Annotated in this window: 18 protein-coding genes; 9 read left to right on the top strand and 9 right to left on the bottom strand. The window is 31.6% G+C overall.

Going from position 1 to position 22,160, the window contains the following annotated elements:
• Window positions 1-146 precede the first annotated feature (146 nt).
• The 7 genes from EI427_RS09755 to EI427_RS09725 form a co-directional block, all read right to left on the bottom strand.
• The gene (locus tag EI427_RS09755; RefSeq protein ID WP_126614093.1) at window positions 147-1,124 is read right to left on the bottom strand and encodes an outer membrane protein assembly factor BamD; all 978 of its coding nucleotides are present in this window, start codon (window positions 1,122-1,124) and stop codon (window positions 147-149) included.
• Between the two features lie 213 nt (window positions 1,125-1,337).
• Window positions 1,338-2,348: a DUF4097 family beta strand repeat-containing protein gene (locus EI427_RS09750; RefSeq protein ID WP_126614091.1), complete on the bottom strand. Its 1,011-nt coding sequence runs from the start codon at window positions 2,346-2,348 to the stop codon at window positions 1,338-1,340.
• The gene (locus tag EI427_RS09745) at window positions 2,320-3,084 is read right to left on the bottom strand and encodes a hypothetical protein (RefSeq protein WP_126614089.1); all 765 of its coding nucleotides are present in this window, start codon (window positions 3,082-3,084) and stop codon (window positions 2,320-2,322) included. The genes EI427_RS09750 and EI427_RS09745 overlap by 29 nt, the downstream gene beginning before the upstream one ends.
• Window positions 3,085-3,095: 11 nt before the next feature.
• A complete protein-coding gene (locus EI427_RS09740; RefSeq protein ID WP_126614087.1) occupies window positions 3,096-3,620 on the bottom strand; it encodes an RNA polymerase sigma factor in 525 nt (174 codons plus the stop codon).
• Window positions 3,621-3,686: 66 nt separating this feature from the next.
• Complete coding sequence (locus tag EI427_RS09735) at window positions 3,687-4,109, bottom strand: Fur family transcriptional regulator (RefSeq protein WP_126614085.1); 423 nt, start codon at window positions 4,107-4,109, stop codon at window positions 3,687-3,689.
• A 64-nt stretch (window positions 4,110-4,173) separates the two neighbouring features.
• Complete coding sequence (locus EI427_RS09730; protein ID WP_126614083.1) at window positions 4,174-4,800, bottom strand: hypothetical protein; 627 nt, start codon at window positions 4,798-4,800, stop codon at window positions 4,174-4,176.
• Window positions 4,801-4,827: 27 nt separating this feature from the next.
• Entirely contained in the window at window positions 4,828-5,775 is a 948-nt protein-coding gene (locus EI427_RS09725) for an MlaD family protein (RefSeq protein WP_170178439.1), read from the bottom strand.
• A 215-nt stretch (window positions 5,776-5,990) separates the two neighbouring features.
• On the opposite strand from EI427_RS09725, the gene EI427_RS09720 reads away from it, so the two are divergent.
• Together EI427_RS09720 and EI427_RS09715 are read left to right on the top strand one after the other, a co-directional pair.
• The gene (locus tag EI427_RS09720; RefSeq protein WP_126614079.1) at window positions 5,991-9,026 is read left to right on the top strand and encodes a putative LPS assembly protein LptD; all 3,036 of its coding nucleotides are present in this window, start codon (window positions 5,991-5,993) and stop codon (window positions 9,024-9,026) included.
• 12 nt (window positions 9,027-9,038) lie between these two features.
• The gene (locus EI427_RS09715; protein ID WP_126614077.1) at window positions 9,039-9,557 is read left to right on the top strand and encodes an acyl-CoA thioesterase; all 519 of its coding nucleotides are present in this window, start codon (window positions 9,039-9,041) and stop codon (window positions 9,555-9,557) included.
• A gap of 14 nt (window positions 9,558-9,571) precedes the next feature.
• Here EI427_RS09715 and EI427_RS09710 read toward each other — a convergent pair whose 3' ends face one another.
• Entirely contained in the window at window positions 9,572-11,980 is a 2,409-nt protein-coding gene (locus EI427_RS09710) for an ATP-binding protein (protein ID WP_126614075.1), read from the bottom strand.
• A 265-nt stretch (window positions 11,981-12,245) separates the two neighbouring features.
• On the opposite strand from EI427_RS09710, the gene EI427_RS09705 reads away from it, so the two are divergent.
• The 5 genes from EI427_RS09705 to EI427_RS09685 all read left to right on the top strand — a co-directional run bounded on the left by EI427_RS09705 (window position 12,246) and on the right by EI427_RS09685 (window position 17,463).
• Window positions 12,246-12,845 (top strand): HupE/UreJ family protein, encoded by a 600-nt coding sequence (locus tag EI427_RS09705; protein ID WP_126614073.1) that lies wholly within the window; start codon window positions 12,246-12,248, stop codon window positions 12,843-12,845.
• Between the two features lie 6 nt (window positions 12,846-12,851).
• The gene (locus tag EI427_RS09700) at window positions 12,852-13,331 is read left to right on the top strand and encodes a hypothetical protein (RefSeq protein ID WP_126614071.1); all 480 of its coding nucleotides are present in this window, start codon (window positions 12,852-12,854) and stop codon (window positions 13,329-13,331) included.
• Between the two features lie 156 nt (window positions 13,332-13,487).
• Window positions 13,488-15,059 carry a PAS domain-containing sensor histidine kinase gene (locus EI427_RS09695; protein ID WP_170178438.1) on the top strand — a complete coding sequence of 524 codons (1,572 nt, stop codon included), beginning with the start codon at window positions 13,488-13,490 and terminating at the stop codon, window positions 15,057-15,059.
• 119 nt (window positions 15,060-15,178) lie between these two features.
• A complete protein-coding gene (locus EI427_RS09690) occupies window positions 15,179-16,531 on the top strand; it encodes an MATE family efflux transporter (RefSeq protein WP_126614067.1) in 1,353 nt (450 codons plus the stop codon).
• Window positions 16,532-16,551: 20 nt separating this feature from the next.
• Window positions 16,552-17,463 carry a hypothetical protein gene (locus tag EI427_RS09685; RefSeq protein WP_126614065.1) on the top strand — a complete coding sequence of 304 codons (912 nt, stop codon included), beginning with the start codon at window positions 16,552-16,554 and terminating at the stop codon, window positions 17,461-17,463.
• A 57-nt stretch (window positions 17,464-17,520) separates the two neighbouring features.
• Here EI427_RS09685 and EI427_RS09680 read toward each other — a convergent pair whose 3' ends face one another.
• The gene (locus EI427_RS09680) at window positions 17,521-18,432 is read right to left on the bottom strand and encodes a cation diffusion facilitator family transporter (protein ID WP_126614063.1); all 912 of its coding nucleotides are present in this window, start codon (window positions 18,430-18,432) and stop codon (window positions 17,521-17,523) included.
• A gap of 353 nt (window positions 18,433-18,785) precedes the next feature.
• Here EI427_RS09680 and EI427_RS09675 point away from each other — a divergent pair, with 353 nt between their 5' ends.
• Entirely contained in the window at window positions 18,786-19,628 is an 843-nt protein-coding gene (locus EI427_RS09675) for a formate/nitrite transporter family protein (RefSeq protein WP_126614061.1), read from the top strand.
• A 107-nt stretch (window positions 19,629-19,735) separates the two neighbouring features.
• On the top strand, window positions 19,736-22,003 hold the full coding sequence (gene pflB / locus EI427_RS09670; RefSeq protein WP_205727925.1) for a formate C-acetyltransferase: 2,268 nt from the start codon (window positions 19,736-19,738) through the stop codon (window positions 22,001-22,003).
• The last annotated feature ends 157 nt before the right edge of the window (window positions 22,004-22,160 follow it).

Genomic DNA, 22,160 nt, shown 5'->3' with positions numbered 1-22,160 from the left:
AAATTATTAAAATTCTATTTAAAAAATAATACTCACAAATATATTAGTATTTTTTATTGACTAAATATGTCGTTTTTTAGATTCATAATCAATAAAAAAGGCGAATCAATTTAAAACTGATTCGCCTTTTGTGGAATTAGACTGTATTATTCGTCATTTTTTTGATCTTGAATTTGCTCCAAGTTCTTTCCTCTTTTTCTTTTAGATCTACGCCCTTCTTTAGGACCTTCTTTTTCCAATTTCTCTGCTTCTTCTTTTGAGATTTTACCTGCTTTAGCTTCAGCTTCGATTTTGGCTTTTTCTTTTTCCCATGCAGCTTTCTTCTGCATATGTTTCTTTAAGTCTTTGTCGACACTAACTTTAAGTTTTTTAGCATCTTCATAAGCACTACTTTCAGAGTAACGTTCCCCAAACTTCTTAAAAGTTTTTAAGGCATCATTGTATCTTTCTTCTTGCTTACTGAAAACAGACATTTTTGCCAACTCATATTCAGCTTCCATTCTCTTGTACATTGCCTCAGGCTTGTAATCAGAGTCTGGATAATCTTTCATGAAGTTTTCGTATGCAATTGCAGCGGCTTTATAATATCTTAAATGAGAGTACTGTTTAGATACCTCAAAAGCTTTTAATTCCAAACGAGCTCTTAGTTCATTAATAAGATCATCACACTGTTCAGCATACTGACTAGTAGGGTATCTGTTAATGAAGTTTTGTAATTCTTCAATAGCAGCATCTGTTCCAGACTGGTCTAAGTTATAATCGGGTGTATCTTTATAGAGAGAATACCCATTCATAAATAGTGCTTCTTCTGCAAAAGGACTTCGATTATATGTTTCGAAGAAACTTTTAAAGTGATGAGACGCAATTAAATATTGTTGTTGCTCATATTGACTATATGCATAGTAAAACTGAATTTTTTCGTATTCAGCTGCACCAACAAAAGCACCCATAATATCTTCAAAAAGAACTGATGCTTTATAAAACTGTTTATTGTCGTAATAATTAAGAGCGGCATCGTATTTTTCATTGATGTCTCTACTCTTAGATATTCTCGAAAACTTACTACAAGAGAAGGATAAAGTACCTAAAATTGCACAAGTGATTAATATTTTCTTACTCAACATAACTGCAAATCTAGATTTGTGATCTCTTATTTAAAAAGGAAATTTTTTCTAAAACCGATGAAAGTTTGTAATTGACTGATAACAGGTAGATTAATTTTCTTGTTAAGATCATTTTTTTGCTAAAAAATATAATTTTGCCCCAAATATAGCAGGATAAAAAGAAAGACCCCCAATTTTTAAAAAAGGAGGTCATCTTTATTGAAAAAAAAATGATTAATTAAATTTTATACTTCCATAAGCAGATTCCACGTTTACAGTTTTGCTAGTAGATGCATCTTTATTGAAACCACTATATTCGGCAGATGTGTTTTTTTCTATTTGCTTATTAATTGATAGACCATCTAAATTAGATTTAAAACTTCCGTATTTAACAGCTGCATTAAATTTAAAACTAACTTCTGGATCAAAATCTATTTTTGCAGAACCATACGAGACATCAATATCTATTTTTTTAAAACTGGTTGCTACTTTATTAATTTTTACAGAACCATAATCTGCTTCTGCTTGTAAGACGCCTCTTAAAATATCTACGTTAAGATTAGAATATGCGCAATCTGCCACTAAATCACCAGCTGTACCGATGTTGATGTTCCCATATTTGTCATCTATTTCTAGTGTATTTACTTGCCCAATTAATAGCTTCCCTAAATATCTTGAGCGAATCTCTGCATTTTCAATAAAATCAATTTCACAGCTACTATAACTAATAGTAATAGAATTTGAGTTTCCATTTAATTCATTCGCTATTAGAGAACCATAACTGATATTAAATTTCCCACTTCCACTAATAGATTCAGTAACTAAACTTCCGTATTTATTCTCGATATCTAAATTAATATTCTCTGGGGCATTTACATTGTAAGTAATTTTGAACCCTTTTTTATTATTAATAGAAACAGAACTTGGTGTAATAGTGGTAAAAGAAATCAGATTATCACTAGAACTATCCTGAATTTTTATTGTTGATAGAATATCTTCTGCTTTACTTTGATTAGGATGCCATACCTCAATAACAATTTTCACATCTACAGTTTTCTGATCTTTTGATGTGGAAACATTAATATCGCCGTATTTATTATTTATAGATAAAACAGTTGACGAATTTATATCACTAAATGTTTTTTCTATTGTTTTATCAGCATTAGGTTGTTGTGCAAATGCCCAGTTAGAAAAAATAACTAAAAAGGCGATTAGACTATGTTGAATAATGTTGCGGCTTTTCATCTTTTATTTCTTCTTTGGTTGTACTAATAATAATTTCCATTTGTTTGTTTAGTAATTCAACTTGTAGCTCTAAATTAATAAGCATCTGGTGTTTAATTACTTCTTGTTGGCTACTTGTCTTTTCTTCAATTTTCAATCTCTTATAGCTCTTTTTTAAACCCTTAAGCTGGTTGTCAAAGTCTTGAAGTAGTTGTGCATCTTTAAAGTCAAGTGCCTTAATTTGCCTTCTTTTATTAGATATCATAGACATGTAATAACCTTCGGCTTGTTGCCATTCTGAAGCTGGTTTTTCCGAAATTGTTTGTATCGAATTATTACTTCCAAACCAACCAATACCTATGCCAATAATTATAGCTGCTGCAACAGAAATCCATTGTTTAGAAATTCTAAATTTAATTTCTTTAGGAGCTTTTGTTGGTGCTTTATTTTCTTCTTTATCTAATTGATCTTCAATTTTATTCCATAAAAAAGAAGGTGCTTCATATTTATCAAATGATTGGTTTGAAAGCTGTTCTATCTTAATAGAAGAATTATTCTCTTTATCTAACTCTGAAGCAATTTTAACCCAAACATTATCTTTTGGTTCATGGAAGTCTAGAGCTGTTTTCTGACGTAATATTTCACGCTCAAGATTATCATCTAAAACTTCTTTAAATCTATTTTTTGTATTTACTGAAGGAAATAAGCAATCTAACTTATCCTTATTCTCTAATATAAATCGTTCTAATTTGTCCATAATCACTGCTTTTATAGAGAAACTTGTAAAATGTCTTTCAATTTTTTCTTAGCTCTGCTGTATTGAGATTTTGATGCAGATTCTGAAATTGAAAGTATCTGAGAAATTTCTCTATGATCATACCCCTCAAGTAGATACAATGAAAAAACAATACGGTAGCCATCTGGTAGTAACTGTATAGCTTCTCTTATACGGTCTATATTTAGAATAAGATCAATGTCTTTCTCTTCCTTTTCAGGAATACTAGACATATTATTCTCTTCCATTTCTACCAAATCTAATCTTCTTTTTTTGACATGATTAATAGAGTGATTTACTACTATTCTTTTTAACCATGCTCCAAAAGAAGAAGAACCATTAAATTGATGAAGGTTTTTAAAAGCACTTAAAAATGATTCTTGCAAAATATCTTCTGCTTCTTCTAGATTGTTTACAATCCGTACACAGATGTTATACATTGCCTTCGAATATTGATTATACAATTCGAATTGTGCTTTTCGATCACCTTCTTTACATTTATCGAGTATTGCTGTCATTGTGATAATATCTAATTCACTTTAAAAGACAGGGATAAATATAGAAGGTTGCGTGAGGGAGAAAAATTATTGATTACATTTTTTACATGTACCAACAATCAAGTAGTTAGTTTCTAAAGCAGTATATCCTTCTGGAAGGGTTACAGGATGAATTGGGAGGTCGTCCATACACTCTGTGTCACCACATGTTTGACATTTAAAATGTACATGTTCATGTCTGTGGTGAGACTCCGTACAAAAATCTGAATTACACATTGCATACTTAACCAAGCTATTTTCATCAATTACCCGATGTAAAATACCCTTTTCGATAAAAGTCTTTAATGTTCTGTAAATAGTTGCACGATCACAAATACCAACCAATTGCTCTTCGATAACATTTTCGCTTAAGGCAATTTTTGTACCCATAAAAATGTTTAAGATGCTAATTCTGCTAGCAGTTCTTCTTAGATCGAAGTCGTTCAATATTTGTAGTGCTGTTGTACTCATAATGCAAAAATAAAAAATGCGGATAACATTACTATTATCCGCATTGTAAAAAGTATTTAATTTTTTATACTACGTTTCCAGGACGGACTACGAACGAGTCGCAGAATACTTGAAATACTGGTACATTATCAATTTCTAATACGCTACCAATTTCTTTAATCTTATCCAATTCTACTTCAGTAATAGATCTTTCATTTAGTAGATCATCATCTTCTTCCATAAATAGGAATGAAATGAATTTTACAAAAATAAATGGAGCATTAAGAATATCTCTTTTAAGGTCTCCAGTTAACGACTCTGGGTTTTTAAGTGTTTCTAAAATTACATTATTAGCCTTCAAAGATGAGTGCATAGTAATTTTAATCAACTCATAAAAACGATGTTCCCACTCTGAAAAGTTATACGATAGATATTTTAAGGCAGGAGCTAAAGGATCATTTTTCTGAAAAAAGCTTCTTCTCGATAATTTTCTAGCTTTCCTGCGCAAGGTAATTTCTTCATAATGACTTACACTGCCATTTGCTAGAGTAATACCAATTGAAGGAGAAATAAGAATAATAGAAATAAAGTCATCATCACTTAAGTCCATGAAATTAGGATCGATTTTCAGAAAATCTTTCTTAAGTTTTGTCATTTCATTAAAGAAATCATTATCTCTAACCAGTGTAATTAATTCACTACCTGTAATCATTATTTTTTACGTTTATAGTATTAGTTGTTACTTTTTCTTGTCTTCCTTTGGGGCTTTGTCTTTTTTACCAAATACCGAGAAGTGTACATACCTCTTAGGGTGTGCTTTAAAGTCAATTAGTAAACTATCCATACTTGCCATAGTACTTACTAATTGATCATGCATTTCTCTTTGGGTAAGAAGCGCTCCAACAGATCCATTTGGATCGTTGATAGCATTAAGAGTTCTATTTGCGTTAGCCAAAACATCTTGTGCATTCTTTACCGTTTGTGTTAAAGGAGCATTGTTTAGTGAATCAGCTAAGTGATCCATTTTTGCTAACAAAGGAGTAAGTTCTGCAGAAGCATCCTTTAAGTTTGCTGTCATCACTTTTACATTGTATAAAGTTTGATCTATCCCCCCTTTATCAACTTTACTCATTATAGAGTTCGTCTTATCAAGCATCTGATTTACACGCTCACCTGTACCTCTAAAACCAGCTAAAACCATTTGAACAGAATCTAAAGTTTGTTCCAAAGATTTCATTAAAGGATCTGCTTTAGTAGCCAAAGATGCAAATAAACCATCTTCAATATCTCCTTTTAGTGTTGCATTAGGTTCTGCAATTGTTGTTTTATTTTCTGTTTTTAAGATAATTTGTTTATCTCCTAACATTCCTTTATCAGCAATAAAAGCTATAGTTTCGGTATAAATTAGTATATTATCTTTAAGATCAATAGTTACACGAACAACATTATTTTGATTTTGTAAAAGTTCGATTGCAGAAACTCTTCCAACTATAACACCATTTATAGTGACATTATTAGAGACCTGTAGGTCTGGGCTTTTATCATATTCAATAAAATAGGTATGATGGTCAGAAAAAACATCTATTCCTTTTAGGAAATTAAAACCGGTATAAAGTACAATGCCACAGACGATTGCAAATAATCCGACCTTGACTTCATTTGATAATTCAATTTTAAAATTGGACACAATATTAGTATTTGATTTGAATTCTTTTTCTTCTAATGTAGCTTGCAGCTGTATTTCGACATCTCAAATTTATCAAAGAATATCATTTAATCTATATTTCTTTCAACTTTTGACCTTGAAGACTAAAAATATTACATTAAATTTGTATAACGTGATGTTTTAATATCATCTGATAAATGATCTATACTTTTTTGAATACTATTAAACTTAATTTTTTGCAAAACTTATTGTATAGTGTTATTGCTTTTTTATTTCTTTCGATGTTTACGTCGAATGCAGTTAAAGCTGATACTAATTTAAAAGGCGAAATTGCATATTTTAAGATAGAAAATGATACCGCTCAAAGTAGACAAGCGGCTAGGCAATTGACAAAAACTCTGCGTTTGTTAAATTCAAGTGCAAAAAATGAGTTATTGACTAATTATGCGGACGCATTACATGCATTCTCTGATTCGATACTTTTTAGAGGTGACCGTGATTTACAGCAAATCCGTGTAGATATGAGTGACCCTGAAATTGTCGGAAGGATGAATCAGTTAAACTCTGCCTTGAAGTCTGATGATCCTGCAGAATGGGAAGAAGCTAAAAAATCTGGAGTGTTTGATGATTTAGATGACATTATGATGGATTACAGTGATTACGACCTGCCTTCTGAAGATGTTATAGAAACATTAGACATGTGGAAAACAGGGGAGGATATTTCTGCTCCAGTAGATCAATTTGATTCACCAGTAAAGTATACTTCAGATTGGTCTAATTTTGAGATGAGGACACAAACAATGTATATGAAGGAGAATGCTGAAGTAGAGTTTGGAGAACAAACCCTGAAAGCAGGAGATATACAGATGAATTTTGTGACAAAAATTGTTAAAGCTCAAGGTATAGAAGATTCAACAGGTACAATCATCGAAAAACCAATTTTTAAAGATGGTGAATCTACATTCAATGCGAATGAAATGATTTATAATTACGAGACTGGTAAAGGTTTAATTAAAGGTATTGTAACAGAAGAAAGTGATGGTATAATTACTTCTCAGGTAGTAAAGAAAACTGCTGGCCCAGAAATGTATATGGGCGATAATGTTTATACTACTTGTAGGTTAGAGCATCCTCACTTTGGATTTAGAACCAAGAAATTAAAGGTTGTTCCAGAAAAAAATATTGTTTCGGGACCATTTTTAGTAGAGCTAAACGAATCACCTTTACCATTAGGTTTCTTTTTCGGGATATTTCCAGCAACGACAGATAATACATCAGGTTTTATTATGCCATCGTATGGAGAGTCTACAGACCGTGGTTTCTATTTAAGAGATGGTGGTGTGTTTTTAGCCTTAACAGATTATTTTAATTTAACGGTTTTAGGTACTGCTTATACACTTGGTGGATGGGGATTAAATGTATCTTCTCAATACCGTAAAAGATATGCATTTAGTGGTAATACTAGATTCTCTTTTGTGAATAACTTATTTCAAGAGAATGATGGTACGTTAACAGTACGAAAAGATTATCAAATTCAATGGTCGCACTCCCAAGAAAGCAAAAAGAATTCAAGATTTTCTGCAAATGTAAATATTGCTAACTCAGATTATAATAGAAATAACTCTCAAGATGCCAATGATTATCTACAATCATCAATGAACTCATCTGTTAGTTATAGTAACTCATTTAATTTAGGTAACGTAAATGTGTCTACAACAGCACAAACAAGATACCAACAAAACGTTCAAACAGGTGAGGCAACTTTAACGCCTGAAGCCAGTTTGAACATGCAAAGAGTTAGACCATTCCAAAACTTATTTAAAAAATCAAATTTAATATCAGAAATTGGTTTAACCTATAGTGTAAAAGCAAATGGATCTGTAACTAACAAACCAGGTTCAGGTAAACTTCCTTTTCCTAATGTGTACGGAGCGGATAACTCTGTTGATGATGGTATTGATCCTGAAACGGGTAAGTATCCAGATTTATTGGCAAATTTTGGTGATTATCAAGATGATTTTAGATGGGGGGTGACACATGATATTCCAATTAGTACACAAATGAAGGTGCTAAAATACTTTACATTCTCTCCTAGTTTTAATTACAAAGAGTATTGGCATCCTGTAAGTTATGATTATACGTATTTGGAATCTGAAAATGCAGTCAAAGTGGATACTACTAATGCAATGACTCGTTATTCTGAATACAGTACTGCAATTGGTTTTAACACTAACATGTTTATGTTTTATAACATGAAAGGTGGGTCAATTATTCGTCATACCATCCAACCTTCGGCATCTATGAGTTTTAGACCAGACTTTGGTGACCCTAATTATGATTATTACCAAATGGTTCAAACATCTAATACAAATCCACAAGGTACAAATGTATTTAGATCCGAAGGAGGTTTAGTGGGTAAGCCTTCTGCAGGAAGGAGTAGTAACTTGAGTTTTGCTGTAAATAATGTTCTTGAATTAAAAAGCGGTAAAAAGGGAGAAGATGGTAAAGCAACGAAAACAATGCTTCTTAATAACTTAAATGTAAGTTCTGGTTATGATTTTGAGCGAGATTCTTTAAACTGGTCAGATGTTTCTGCAGGCTTTAGAACAACATTATTAAAGAAAATAGATGTATCTGTAAGTTCTCGTTGGGATCCTTACCGCTATGTAGTAACAGATACTAAATACGATGAAACTTTAAAGAAAGAGGTAGTAACTAGTCAATATAAATCACAATACACATTAAATGAAACTGGTGGTGGTTTAGCCAATTTGAGTAATATGACGGTATCATTGGGTACAAGATTAGCACCAAAAGGAGCAAAAGATAAAAAGGAAAAGAAACTAAATGAACTAGAACCACGTAATGAGTTAGAGAGACAAATGTTAGAAGAGATGAGGAGAAATCCTGATTTGTATATGGACTTTGATATTCCATGGTCACTTTCAGTAAATTATAATTTAAATTATAATAAAACTGGTGAGATGGAATCTACATTTACACAAACGCTTACTTTTTCTGGAGACCTTTCTTTAACACCAAAATGGAAATTTGCGTTTAGATCTGGTTATGATTTTAAAGAAGCAGCTTTTTCATATACATCATTCGACATTACAAGAGATTTACACTGTTGGCAGTTAACTGCAAACTGGATTCCTTTTGGTCCTCGTCAATCTTATAATATTACGATTGCGGTTAAAGCAGCTATGTTGCAAGACCTTAAATGGGAGAGACGTAACTCATGGATTGATAGAAACGATAGATTTCAATAAAAAATATACCTAATGCCTTTTTATCACGATAAGCAGAAAAGTTACCCACAAGAAACAGAGTCAAGAGTTATAATCCGTTTTCAGGATTGTGATCCCTTTAGACATTTAAATAATGCAAAGTACTTTGATTACTTCTTTAATGCAAGAGAGGATAGAGTACCACAATTATATGGTTACAATATTGCAGATGTTTATAAAGAGTATGGTACAGGTTGGGTTATCTATAATCATCAGATATCTTATTTAAGACCTGCAGCAGTAGGTGAGTGGGTACGAATAAAATCAAGTATTATTCATGTAGATGCAAATACTATTGTAGTTGAGTATTACATGTTAGATGATGCTAAAAAGGAATTGAAAACAGTGCTTTGGTCTACGATGAAATACATTAATCCTAAAAATGGAAAAAGTACAGAACATCAGCCAGAAGTTTTTGATTACCTGAATACAATAAAAAATAATGAAGTCGATTTTACTGAAATAAGTTTTGGAGATCGAATAAAAGCGATAAAAGAAAAGAGACATTCCTAACCGGATGTCTTTTTTTATAAATTAGGAACCGCTACAATAAACGTACTCCCATTACCCTGACTACTTATACATTCTATGGTGCCTCCCATCTCTGTAATGTATTTCTTTACAATTGATAGACCTAACCCTGTAGATTTTTCTCCTGCAGTAGGTTTGGCAGAGAGCTTCTGATATTTCTTAAAGAGGTTCTTTTTGTCTTCGTCACTAAAGCCAGGTCCTTGATCAGTTACTTTAATTTGAATGTAATCTTTATTTTTTTCGACAGAGGTAGATACAATTGTATTTTGATCAGAAAATTTGATTGCATTCGAAATTAGGTTTTCTATAACCTGTGTAAAATGTTGTTTATTTACCTCAACTAAACCATCAGAAATCATATTATAAATCAATGTAATATTCTTTCTATCTGCAATTCCTGTAAATTCATTTACAATAACATCTACTACGTCAGAAGACGAGAAAATATCTTTCATTGCTTTTTCTTTCTCTACTTCAACTTTGTTTTCTGATACTCTAGCATCAAGAATTTCTTCTATCATTTTGTTCATTCTATACATTGCACTTAGAGAGCCACTAATACACATTTTTTCATCTTCGTCTAAAGCAGAATTGTTTGTATCTAACATACTTAATAGAGAGATAGAACTCGAAAGTGGGTTGCGAAGGTCATGAGCAACAATACCTAATAAATGGTTCTTTTCATTATTAGCATTCTCTAAATCATGATTTTTTTCTTCAATAAGTTCCTTTTGCTCTAGAATATGATTATTTGCTTTCTGTAATTTCTTCGATTTAGAATTTAAATTAGTGTACGTACCAGAATTTTGTAATGCTATACGGATATAGATTGCCAAGTTTCTAAGTAAGTTTAATTTGTAGCTGTCGAAGGCATTTATCTCGAAAGATTGAACAGTAAAAACCCCAATAGGTTTCTTGTGTTTTGCAACCAAGGGAATATAAATAATAGATTCTGCATCTTGACCAGCAATGGGCTGTAGCACCTCTTTAACATAGTTCCTATGGTCGTTGCTAAAGTGTTGAATAAAGAACTCCTTACGTTGGTCAAAAGCCATTACAGCTAATCTCATTTTATCATTTAAATCATATGATTGTCCTTTTATCTCAATATCGTTTTCATAAATAAACGGAAATTCAAGAGCATTTTCTTGCTCGTTAAATATCCCAATACCGAAGATAGGTGTGTCAATTAATTTATTAATGCTCTTGTAGGCTGTTGTAATAATATCTTCTAAGGTTAGTTTAGCGGTAACATCTCTACCAATTCCACTAAGAAGTTCTAAATCTTTGTAGGCTTTTTTAAGTGATTTAGATTGTAGGTCAATTTCTTGGTTTTGATGTTCTAGTTGTTGGTTAGACCGTTTTACTAGATTATTAAAATGAAATAATGCAACAACTAATAATAAAGTAAGTGATAAACTAATAACTAGAATATTTCTAATCGTGTTCTGCTGAGATATTTCTAGTTCTTTTTGTGTAAGTCTTAAGAGTCTAATTTCTGATTCAATATTTAGTAAGCCGATTTCTCTTTGTTGTGTTTTTAACGTATCAATCATTTCAGAATTTCTGTTAGAAATATCCCAAATAAGATCTGTTACTTTATCTCCTAAATATTTTCTGATTAGTGCATTAATGTATGGTTTGAACTCTTTAGTTTTAAAGAAAACAGATAAAGGAGTTTTCCAGCTAGAATCTTTTGGTAGAATTATAGCGAGTCCATCATTTTCTGTTTGATAAAAAACCTGTCTGTGTAACATTAATCCTTTAGAAAGTGCGTAGGCATAGTTAGATAATTGAGTAAAACCCCATAAATCTTGACCATTAGCAATTTCATTTATTAAATCTTCTGAAGTATCTAAATATTCATATTCTAAAGCAGGAAGATCAGCGTGTTTTAACTTTATTATATTCCTCTCAAAAGTTGAATTTTTAATTGTAACAGCTCTTAATGATTGTATAGCTGCATTAAAATTATCTTTAGTTTGAAAAATGGGAACGTTTGCCGAAGAAATTATAATTTCAATGTCAGGCATGTAAGCTGGTAAATAATCAATATCTTTTTTACGCTCATCGGTAATAGTAATACCAGATATGCCAAAAATACCTTCTCCTCCGTCAGATATTTTTTTGTACATATTATCCCAACTAGAAAGGGGGACCCATTTTATATTTATAATAGCCTTCAGTTCTTTTCTTTTCTGATGAATCATTTCAGAAAACATTTCATACTCTATACCGGCCATTCCGCCAGTATGTAAAGAGTAAACAAAAGGTTTATTCTGAATGTAATAGACAGTAACAGTTCCTTTTTTATTTTCCTTTATTTTCTCCCATGAATCTTGTGCATATAAAGTTTGTGAAACTATACAAAACAAGAAGAATAAAATATATATGTGGCGTTTCATTATTTTTCAAATTGGAATTCCCTCAAAAATATTCAAATCATTTAGAAAAAACATATTTAAGTGTATATCTTTCATTTAATCAATAAAAATAATAGTCTACAGCATGTTATTTGAATATATTGAGAAATGATATAAATATAATGGTTATTAAGATCGTGAAAACTGCATTATATTTGCAAAGTGTAAACTATATCAGTTCATCTTTCTTTTAGAATTTTGAATACTGACTAAAAAATAAACGAATTACATTAAACTACTAAGAAGCATGTCCTCATTTTGGGTGTATTTAGAAATCGGATTACAACATATTACAGATGTTCAAGGATATGATCATATATTGTTCATTTTAGCACTTATGGCTACTTTTAGTTATAAGAACTTTAAGCAAGTTGTTTGGTTAGTAACCGCATTTACATTAGGGCATACTATAACTCTTGGTTTATCGACATTAGGTATACTATCAATTAACCCCGAATTAGTAGAAAACTTAATACCTATTACAATTCTATTGGTATGTATTTCTAACTTTTTTGGAGTGAGTAAACTCACAACGGGTAATAGACCATCATACATTAAGCATACAAAGACATATAAAAAATATTATGTAGAAGCTGTTTTTTTTGGTTTAATACACGGTTTAGGTTTTTCTAATTACCTTAAAGCGTTACTGGGGTCGGAGTCGTCAATATGGGAACCACTATTAGCTTTTAATTTAGGTTTAGAACTTGGTCAGTTATTAATTGTAGTGACATGCCTTTTAATTAATAATTTTGTAATGAAGTTTACTTTATTGAATCAAAGAGATTGGAACTTCTTTTTAACAGGAGGGGCTTTTGTTTCTGCGGTAATTATTTTAGTGAATTAATATCCAATGCAAAAAAATAGAAATTCTAAAGCGATAGTTTGTAAACCAAAGGTGCCCGCATTTATGGCACTTGGTGTATTTTTATTTATTCTATTATTAATTACAGTAGGTACTGTAAGATGGATTGAAGTAGGCGGCTTTGAATGGTATAAGTTATTATTTTTAGTGAGTTTGGCTTTCATTTTAATAATGATGATAGTGCGTTTAATGTTTGCCTATAAAGTAGTAAGCTTTAAAACAAAGACCGTAACACAAGATTACCCTCTAAGAATAGGGGCAAAAGTAACAATTGATTTATCTCAGTATTTACTTTTTTGGGAAGTAAGACAACGACAAGTTGGAAAAAAACTATTTAATATATTAACTATTTATACTAAAACGGGTCAGCCGATACTTATTTCTAATAGAGATATGACCTATTATCAAGAAGCTGTGAAATTTATGGAGGCTAAGTTTTCTAAATTTCATAGATCTAAGGTGAAATAATAAAGTATTTATCATCTTAAATGGTTAAATTAGAATAGTCTGTAAAATTCTATTGTAATGCTTAACCCCAAAAATCAAAAACGCTATATACTTAAAGTTTTTATAATTAGCTGTACCCTTTTATTAATAGGATTACTTTTTACACCATTAGTTTGGTTGAAGTTACTGTTAATTGGAGTAATTGCTGTTTTAGGAATACGTCTATATTTTAGTATAGTAAAAAGGTCTGAACAAGAAAGACTTGGAGCTATCTATGCTCATCAAGTAATAGACCTAGTCTACCAGATTGTGGTAGTACTCGATAAGAATTATACTGTTTTAGATGTTCATTACCCTAGTCGACTAGAAGAGAATCAAAAGCTTATTCAAATTGGGGACACTCTTGAAATAGGTAAACACCACCCATTGCCTTCAGACTTTAAAACTCTTTTTAAAAAGGGAGCTTTTAGAAATAAGAGTCATTTTGATTATTTCTTAAATGGATGTTTTTTTGAACTCAAAGTCATACAAAATTTTCAAGGTAATATTATTTGTCTTTTGAAGGATTCTACAAAAGCAAAAAAAGAAGAAGAGAAGCTATCAAAATTAAATGTTGATTTAGAAAACCTATTGACAATTAACAATAGCGAACTAGCTCTTAAAAGAGAAAAATTTAAAACAATTTTTGATAAATCATCAGATGCTTACTTTTTATTGGATGAAGGATTGAAAATTTCAATTTATAATGAAAAGGTAGAACAGCTTTTTGGGCGTTGCGATACAGTATTATTTTATAAATGGATTGAACAAAACTCTCCCCGAAATCAACCAAAAGGAGGAGATTCTTTAGCTCTTTTTAAGAGTATGAAAGAAACCTGTGATTTACAAGAAGAATTACGTTTTGAATGGTTGTTTAAAAGTAAATCAAATGAAGACTTCCCTTCTGAAGTTAGTTTAACACGCTTATCAATTTCAGATCATATTTTATATTTTATGATAATAAGGAATATGGTAGGTCAGAAGAAAATTGAATCAGAATTAAGAAAGAACCTTGAGCGAGAAAAAGAATTAAACGAAATGCGTTCAAAGTTTATTTCTATGGCTTCGCATGAATTTAAAACACCTCTAGCTACAATTCTTACAAATCTAGATTTAATGGAATTAACCTTAAAAAAAGAGAATGTACCCTCAGATGATAGAATGAATAGATTTATGGATAGAATGCGTTCAGAATCAACTCGTTTGACAATTTTAATGGACGAAGTTCTTCAATTAGGTAAGATTGAAGCAGGTAAAACACCCTTTAAACCAATTAAAGTTGATACATTTCTCTTTATAAGTGACTATGTTAGTGAATTTAAAAGAAGATCATCTACTGAAAGGAAGATAAAAATAGCATTTGATTTAACTCAAAAAGAGGTTTGGTTAGATGTTAACTTGATGGAACATGTTTTAGATAACTTACTTACCAATGCAATAAAATATTCTGAAGAAGAGGTGCAAGTTCAAGTTTCTACTTCAGAAGAAGGGTTATTAATAGAAGTAATAGATAGAGGAATTGGTATACCGCTTTCTGAGTTCTCTCAATTATTTGATTCATTTTTTAGAGGGAGTAATACCAATCATATACAAGGAACGGGGCTTGGTCTTGTGATCGCAAAGGAATTCGTAGAGCTTCATAACGGAATAATTGTTTGCGAAACGAAAGAAAATAAAGGGACTACTTTTAAAGTTGTAATACCGTTCTAAATTTGTTGAGGAGTCTTCATCTTTAAATATTATAAATAGATTGGTAGAATAGTATAAATACACTCCTTATGTTTTAACTTCACTATTAAGGTTGATTAGATTTTAAAAAGTTCCTGTAAATGGCAAAATCCAAAACTCCAGACTTAGGTCTAGATAGTATAAAAGATTTACTTGTAAAATTATCTGTACCCGCAGCAGTTGGTATGATGGTTATAGTTATCTATCAAATGGTAGATACATTTTTTATAGGTAGGTGGGTAGGTACATTAGGTATAGCAGGTATTTCTGTTGTAGCACCTTTGGTAATGTTAGTACAATCTATTGGAATGGCAATAGGCATGGGTGGAGCATCTTTAATTGCGAGAGCTCTTGGTGGTGGAAACCCTAGGCATGCTTGCAAAGTTTTAGGTACGCAAAGTACCATTACACTCATCTTAACCTTAATTGCTGTAGTATTAGGTGTTGTTTTTGAAGAAAAGCTACTCGTCTTTTTTGGAGCAAATGGAGATATTTATAGCTATGCTCAAGAGTATTATCATATAGTTATTTTTGGAATGCCATTTTTAACCATGTCTATTATGAGTAATAATGGAATTAGATCAGAAGGAAAGGCAAAAACAGCCATGATGTCTATGATAATTCCTGGGGTAATTAATATCATTTTAGACCCAATTTTTATTGTTGGCTTCGAAATGGGTATGCAAGGTGCGGCTTGGGCAACACTAATCTCTTATGTTTTAGGTTTTTTTTATGTCTTACATTATTACCTATTTAGAGATACGGTTTTAAAGTTAAGGTGGCAAGATTTTATTCTTGATAGTAGAATAGTAAAAGAGACAATGGCTTTAGGTTCTGCTTCTTTTGTGCGCCAAGGTGCATCGAGTGGAATTGCCATAATTTTAAATCATATATTATTTGACAATGGAGGAGAGCTAAGTGTGGCAGTATATGGTGTGATAAGCCGTTTATTTATGCTAGCTACATTCCCAATGATTGGTCTTGGGCAGGGTTTTCTGACTATTTGTAGTTTTAACTACGGAGCATGTAATTATAAAAGAGTAAAAGAAGTAATCTATAAGTCTATCATTTATGGGTCTGTAATTAATACAATAATTGTAATTTTAGTTTTCATTTTTAATAAAGAGCTTACGGGGCTATTTACAAAAGATGTAGACTTGATAACAGAAAGTGTACCGGCGATATTTGGCGTCATGACAAGTTTACCTTTTATATCTATTGGTATAATTTCTAGTATGTATGCACAGGCTGTAGGTAAAGCAAAAGATGCTTTATTATTAACTTTAAATCGACAAGTTATCTTTAGAATTCCTTTTGTATTTCTTTTTTCACATATTTGGGGGATTTATGGAACATGGGGTTCATTTTTTGTTGCAGATATCTTCTCGCTTATTGTTGCAGCTGTCTACATGAAGATTAAAATAAATCGAATTAATAATTATCTAACACAATAACCTTTTCAACTTAGAATTTGATGAGTAATATTAAAGAAGTCGTTGTTCACGAAGTAAAAAAAACACTTTTAGTAACCTTATATTTTGCAGCAGGTTTTAACCTTTTAGTATTATTGGTAGGTCTAATGGTAGACACTGTTGAGCTTAAAATGGGTTATTTTGGAGCGGCAACCTTTTCTGCGGCATTAACGGGTAAAGTTGTAGTTTTACTCGAAACTGTAGGTATAGATTTAAAATTGAAAAGAACTAAACTAATTAATGTTGTAGTTCTTAAAGCTATTTTATTTACAATTGTCATTTTCTTAGCAATAGTAATAGAAGATATTTTAAAAGGAATGATTGCAGATGATTTAACCTTTAGAGAAGCACTTCATCATGTTATTGCTTCTTTTAATAGTCATTTTTTCTTGGCAAGATGTATTTATATGTTTATGCTTTTTGCTTTATATCACTTTATTTTTGAAGTAGATAAATTTTTAGGTACTACAGAACTATTTGATATGGTGTTTTCTAGATTTTTTAATCAGAAAGATCGTGAATACATCATACTATCATTAAGATGGAATTTTGAAGCAGATGTACTTAATCAACAAATTAAGACTACACAAGATTTTACACATAAAATAAACCAAGTATTGCCTAAGTTTAAAGGAACGATTTCATCTTATGAATTAGATGGGATAATGTGTTTGTGGGAAAACTCAGACACTAAAGATTTTATGAATAAAGCAAAAGAATTTTTTAAAGAGGCACAAAAGTTAGATGGTAAATATGGAGTTATAAATATTAGAGGTGCTGTAAAAAAAGGAATTATTTCTGAAGCTGAAGTAGGTGGATTCCTTAAAAAAGAGATCTTACGTGTTAGCCCTGTTTTGGATGAAGTTAAAGCAATTTCTAGAACAGAGAGTGGTTTACCTTTAAAAGAATTATAGAGGTAACGATATACATCAAAAAGCCCAATTGAAACTTTTCAATTGGGCTTTTTGATTTTAGTGATTGCAGTCCTCTTCACAATCTTCATCTTCTCGTTCTATTTCAATTGTAATGTGCTTTACATCATCTTTATCAATAATCTCTCTTACTTTCTTCTTTAATTCTGCAGCCCTTTCAATAGTTACTTTTTGGGCTACAACTAAATGTAGACTCATTATATTAAATTCGCCATCTAATGACCAAATATGGAGATCGTGAGTATCTACAACATCAGGAATCTTTATTAATTCGCTTATTATTTTTTCTTGATCTACACCACTAGGTGCCGCTTGAAGAAATATTGGCATAATAGCAATTAAATTTTTTATAGCATTAAACAGAATAAAGGTGGCTATACATAATGATAAAATTGGATCAATAATAGGTATATCCCAGAATACCATAACTCCAGCTCCAATTAAAACGGCAATCCACCCTAAAGTATCTTCTAACATATGGAGCATCATTACCCTTTGATTTGCTGAATTTTTATTACTCATAAGTTTAAAAACAGCCGCACCATTTACAAGTACTCCTAAAATCCCCATATATACCATTCCTTGAGCGTCTACAGCTTCTGGTGTAATTAGTCTTGGAATAGTTTTTACAATCATCAGAATCGATCCTGTGGTTAAAACAACAATGTTTATCATGGCAGCTAAGGTAGAATAGCGCCTGTAACCATATGTGTAATAATTATTCTCTTTCTTGTTCGAATATTTTTCAAAAAAGAAACCAACGCCAATTGCAACAGTATCACCAAGGTCATGAACTGCATCTGCCATAATTGCAACAGAATTAGTGTATGCCCCTCCAATAAATTCAATAATTGTGAAAAATAGGTTTAAAAAGAAGGCCCACCCAATGTTATCAGTTGAATGGTTATGTTGGCCATGAGAATGCCCATGATGATTGTGTTGATGTGCCATATTCTTACAATGTTTTTCTTTCAATTTACAATTAAATATGGAAATAATAAATCAAATTTTGCGTATATATAATTCCGTTTGCCGATTCGCGAATTTTCGCCAATTGTGTGATTACGCTGTAGGTGAAAATTCATTATATAATTAGTGATAAGGTGTGTATAATACAATTTTAAAATCAATCTTTTTTTTATTATTTTTAGTGAAGGATATTAAATAAGAGGCTGTTTTTGTGTGTGTTAAGAGGTTTTTTGTTAGGTCATTTTATTTTAGTGATGATCATCACTGAAATAGAATTTTACTACTTACATATTTGCAATACACTTAGAGAGAAATCTCACAAACATTTCTAAATTATGAGCTATTCATCACCAAAAGATATTTTAGGAAACATCAGAAATGGTGCTTTACAAAAAGGAAAGATGTCCATCCAACAATTGTTGGTATTTGGATTTTTAGGAGGAGCTTATGTAGCTTTTGGTTTTTTATTAGCCATAGTTGTTGGAGGTGGAATGCCAGGTATTGGAGCTGAAAATCCAGGTATACCGAAATTTGTAATGGGTGCGGTATTTCCAGTAGGTTTAATACTTTGTATTATTGCTGGAGCAGAACTTTTTACATCGAGTACTGCAATGATGACAGTATCGGTTTTATCAAAAGATCAGTCGATAAAGAAGCTGGGTAAAGTTTGGACTTTTGGGTACTTAGGCAATTTTGTGGGTTCTTTATTTGTTGCTTATTTTATTACAACATTAACAGGAGTGGTAGATGGAGAGGTATTCCATAACTCTTTAATTAGTGTTGCAGAACATAAAGTAGGAAATCCATTTTATAAAACATTCTTTAAAGCAGTGGGTGCTAACTGGCTAGTTTGTTTAGCAGCTTGGCAAGCTTATGCAGCTAAAGATGTTATGGGTAAAGTAATCGGTATTTGGTTCCCTGTTATGACTTTTGTAACATTTGGATTTGAACACTGTATTGCAAATATGTATGTAATACCTGCAGCTATATTTAATGGTGCAGACATTACTTGGACAGATTTTATCATTACAAACTTGATTCCAGCAACAATAGGTAATATTGTAGGAGGAGCATTCTTTGTAGGTACAATATACTGGTGGATGTTTGTTAAACCAGAACAAGAAGAAGAAAAAAAACAGTTAGATAAAGAGCTTGAGTCTATTAACATTAATAGCTAAAATTTTTAACAACTGTTTTATTAATAAAATTTAATTACGGCATCTAAATGTGAAAAAACACCGTTAATGATGTTGTAGATTGTAAAGAAAAACTAAAAATGAAGACAATGGAAAACGCTGTATTAAACTCTCAGTTAAAAGGAACGAAGTGGCAAAACGAAATTAACGTTTATGATTTTGTTGTTAATAATGTTACTCCTTACTACGGTGATAAAACTTTCTTAGAAGGTGCTACGGAAGCAACTAAAAAACTTTGGGATGTCTGCTTAGCAGGTATGAAAGAAGAACGTGAAAACGATGGTTGTCGTGATATCGATACAGATACAATTTCTACTGTAACTAGTCATAAAGCTGGTTATATTAATCAAGAATTAGAAACAATCGTTGGTTTACAAACTGATGAACTTCTTAAGCGTGCTATGAAACCATTTGGTGGTTATAGAGTAGTTAAAAATGCTGTAGAAGAAAAAGGTAAAACAGTTAACCCTAAAGTTGGTTATGTTTTCCAATATGCTAAAGATCACAACAACCAAGTGTTCTCTGCATATGATAAAGAAATTAGAACTTACCGTTCATTAGGTGTTTTAACAGGTCTTCCTGATAATTATGCGCGTGGTCGTATAATTGGTGATTACCGCCGTTTAGCACTTTATGGTACAGATAAATTAATTGCAGCAAAACAAGCAGATTTTAATGCAATAGAAGATGGATTAATTACAGGTTCAGGTGCTGATATTGCTGAACAAATTCAACTTCGTGAAGAAATTACATCTCAAATTCAATCATTGAAAGACATCGCTGAGATGGCTGCAATGTATGGTGTAGATGTTACAAAACCATCAGTAACTTCAAAAGAAGCTGTTCAAGCTGTTTACTTCGCTTATTTAGCTGCAGTAAAAGAACAAGATGGTGCTGCAATGTCATTAGGTAACGTTTCTTCTTTCTTAGATATTTATATCGAAAGAGATTTAGAAGCAGGTACTATTACAGAGGTAGAAGCTCAAGAGTATATTGACCACTTCGTAATGAAATTACGTATGGTACGTCACTTACGTCCTGGTGCTTATGATGAAATCTTTGGTGGTGACCCAACTTGGGTAACTGAAGCGATTGGTGGTCAATTCCATGATGGTCGTACTAAAGTAACTAAATCATCATTTAGATTTTTACAGACACTTTATAATTTAGGAGCATCTCCAGAACCAAACTTAACAGTACTTTGGTCTAAAGATCTTCCTCAAGGATTTAAAGATTTCTGTTCTCAAGTATCTATTGATACATCTTCTATCCAATACGAAAATGACGATTTAATGCGTCCTAATCGTGGATCAGATGATTACGGTATCGCTTGTTGTGTATCTTACCAACACATTGGTAAACGTATTCAATTCTTTGGTGCTCGTACAAACTTGCCGAAAGCATTATTAATGGCAATCAATGCAGGACATGATGAGAACAAAAATGTTCTTACTGTTGAAGGTGTTGAACCAATGGCTAACGATGAGTACTTGGATTACGACAAAGTAATGACGCAATTCAAGAAAACAATGAAAGAAGTTGCTCGTGTTTATGTGAAAACGATGAATATCATTCACTATATGCATGATAAGCATTATTACGAAAAAGCTCAATTCGCATTCTTGGATACAAATCCAGGTATTGATATGGCTTACGGTGCTGCTGGTATTTCTATCATTGCAGATTCATTATCTGCAATTAAAAATGCAAAAGTAAAACCTATCCGTGATGAAAATGGTTTAGCTGTTGATTTCGAAATTGAAGGAGATTTCCCTAAATATGGTAACGATATCGATGAAGTAGATAACATTGCAAAAGAAATTACGCATATCTTCTTCTCGGAATTAGCGAAACACAAAACATACCGTAACGCAGTACCTACAATGTCTTTATTGACAATTACTTCAAATGTAATGTATGGTAAGAAAACAGGTGCTACACCTGACGGTCGTAAAGCAGGTGAGCCATTTGCTCCTGGTGCTAATCCAATGCACGGTCGTGATACAAACGGTGCGGTTGCTTCGTTAAATTCTGTTGCAAAATTAGATTATAGTGATGCTCAAGATGGTATCTCAAATACATTCTCAATTGTTCCTAAATCTTTAGGTTCTGAGCGTGATACTCAAATTAAGAACTTAGTAACAATGATGGATGGTTACTTTGCTGAAGAAGGCGGAATGGCTCATCACTTAAATGTTAACGTTCTAAACAGAGATACTTTAATGGATGCTTACAATAACCCTGAAAATTATCCACAGTTAACAATCAGAGTTTCTGGTTATGCTGTGAACTTTATCAGATTGTCTAGAGCACATCAATTAGAAGTTATTCAAAGAACATTCCACGAGTCTATGTAATTCATAGTTCTGGAAAGAATTTAAATAGTAATAAGAAAGGTTACCTTGCAAGAGGTAACCTTTTTTGTTTTTAATTAACTTGATACTTCCAATTACCTTAATAACTACTATGTCTTTATATCAATCAATAGAAAATTATATCTATAAAAATATAGAA

The organism is Flammeovirga pectinis, assembly GCF_003970675.1.
In the GTDB taxonomy this organism is placed as follows: domain Bacteria; phylum Bacteroidota; class Bacteroidia; order Cytophagales; family Flammeovirgaceae; genus Flammeovirga; species Flammeovirga pectinis.
Note: the sequence above shows the minus strand (reverse complement) of the source record. Positions and strands in the feature narration are given on the sequence as shown.

Coding starts and splice junctions, on each gene's coding strand:
- EI427_RS09755 (WP_126614093.1), bottom strand. CDS start 1,124: ATGTTGAGTAAGAAAATATTAATCACTTGTGCAATTTTAGGTACTTTA.
- EI427_RS09750 (WP_126614091.1), bottom strand. CDS start 2,348: ATGAAAAGCCGCAACATTATTCAACATAGTCTAATCGCCTTTTTAGTT.
- EI427_RS09680 (WP_126614063.1), bottom strand. CDS start 18,432: ATGGCACATCAACACAATCATCATGGGCATTCTCATGGCCAACATAAC.
- EI427_RS09685 (WP_126614065.1), top strand. CDS start 16,552: ATGAGTAATATTAAAGAAGTCGTTGTTCACGAAGTAAAAAAAACACTT.
- EI427_RS09745 (WP_126614089.1), bottom strand. CDS start 3,084: ATGGACAAATTAGAACGATTTATATTAGAGAATAAGGATAAGTTAGAT.
- EI427_RS09730 (WP_126614083.1), bottom strand. CDS start 4,800: ATGATTACAGGTAGTGAATTAATTACACTGGTTAGAGATAATGATTTC.
- EI427_RS09735 (WP_126614085.1), bottom strand. CDS start 4,109: ATGAGTACAACAGCACTACAAATATTGAACGACTTCGATCTAAGAAGA.
- EI427_RS09740 (WP_126614087.1), bottom strand. CDS start 3,620: ATGACAGCAATACTCGATAAATGTAAAGAAGGTGATCGAAAAGCACAA.
- EI427_RS09715 (WP_126614077.1), top strand. CDS start 9,039: ATGCCTTTTTATCACGATAAGCAGAAAAGTTACCCACAAGAAACAGAG.
- EI427_RS09690 (WP_126614067.1), top strand. CDS start 15,179: ATGGCAAAATCCAAAACTCCAGACTTAGGTCTAGATAGTATAAAAGAT.
- EI427_RS09710 (WP_126614075.1), bottom strand. CDS start 11,980: ATGAAACGCCACATATATATTTTATTCTTCTTGTTTTGTATAGTTTCA.
- pflB (WP_205727925.1), top strand. CDS start 19,736: ATGGAAAACGCTGTATTAAACTCTCAGTTAAAAGGAACGAAGTGGCAA.
- EI427_RS09700 (WP_126614071.1), top strand. CDS start 12,852: ATGCAAAAAAATAGAAATTCTAAAGCGATAGTTTGTAAACCAAAGGTG.
- EI427_RS09705 (WP_126614073.1), top strand. CDS start 12,246: ATGTCCTCATTTTGGGTGTATTTAGAAATCGGATTACAACATATTACA.
- EI427_RS09675 (WP_126614061.1), top strand. CDS start 18,786: ATGAGCTATTCATCACCAAAAGATATTTTAGGAAACATCAGAAATGGT.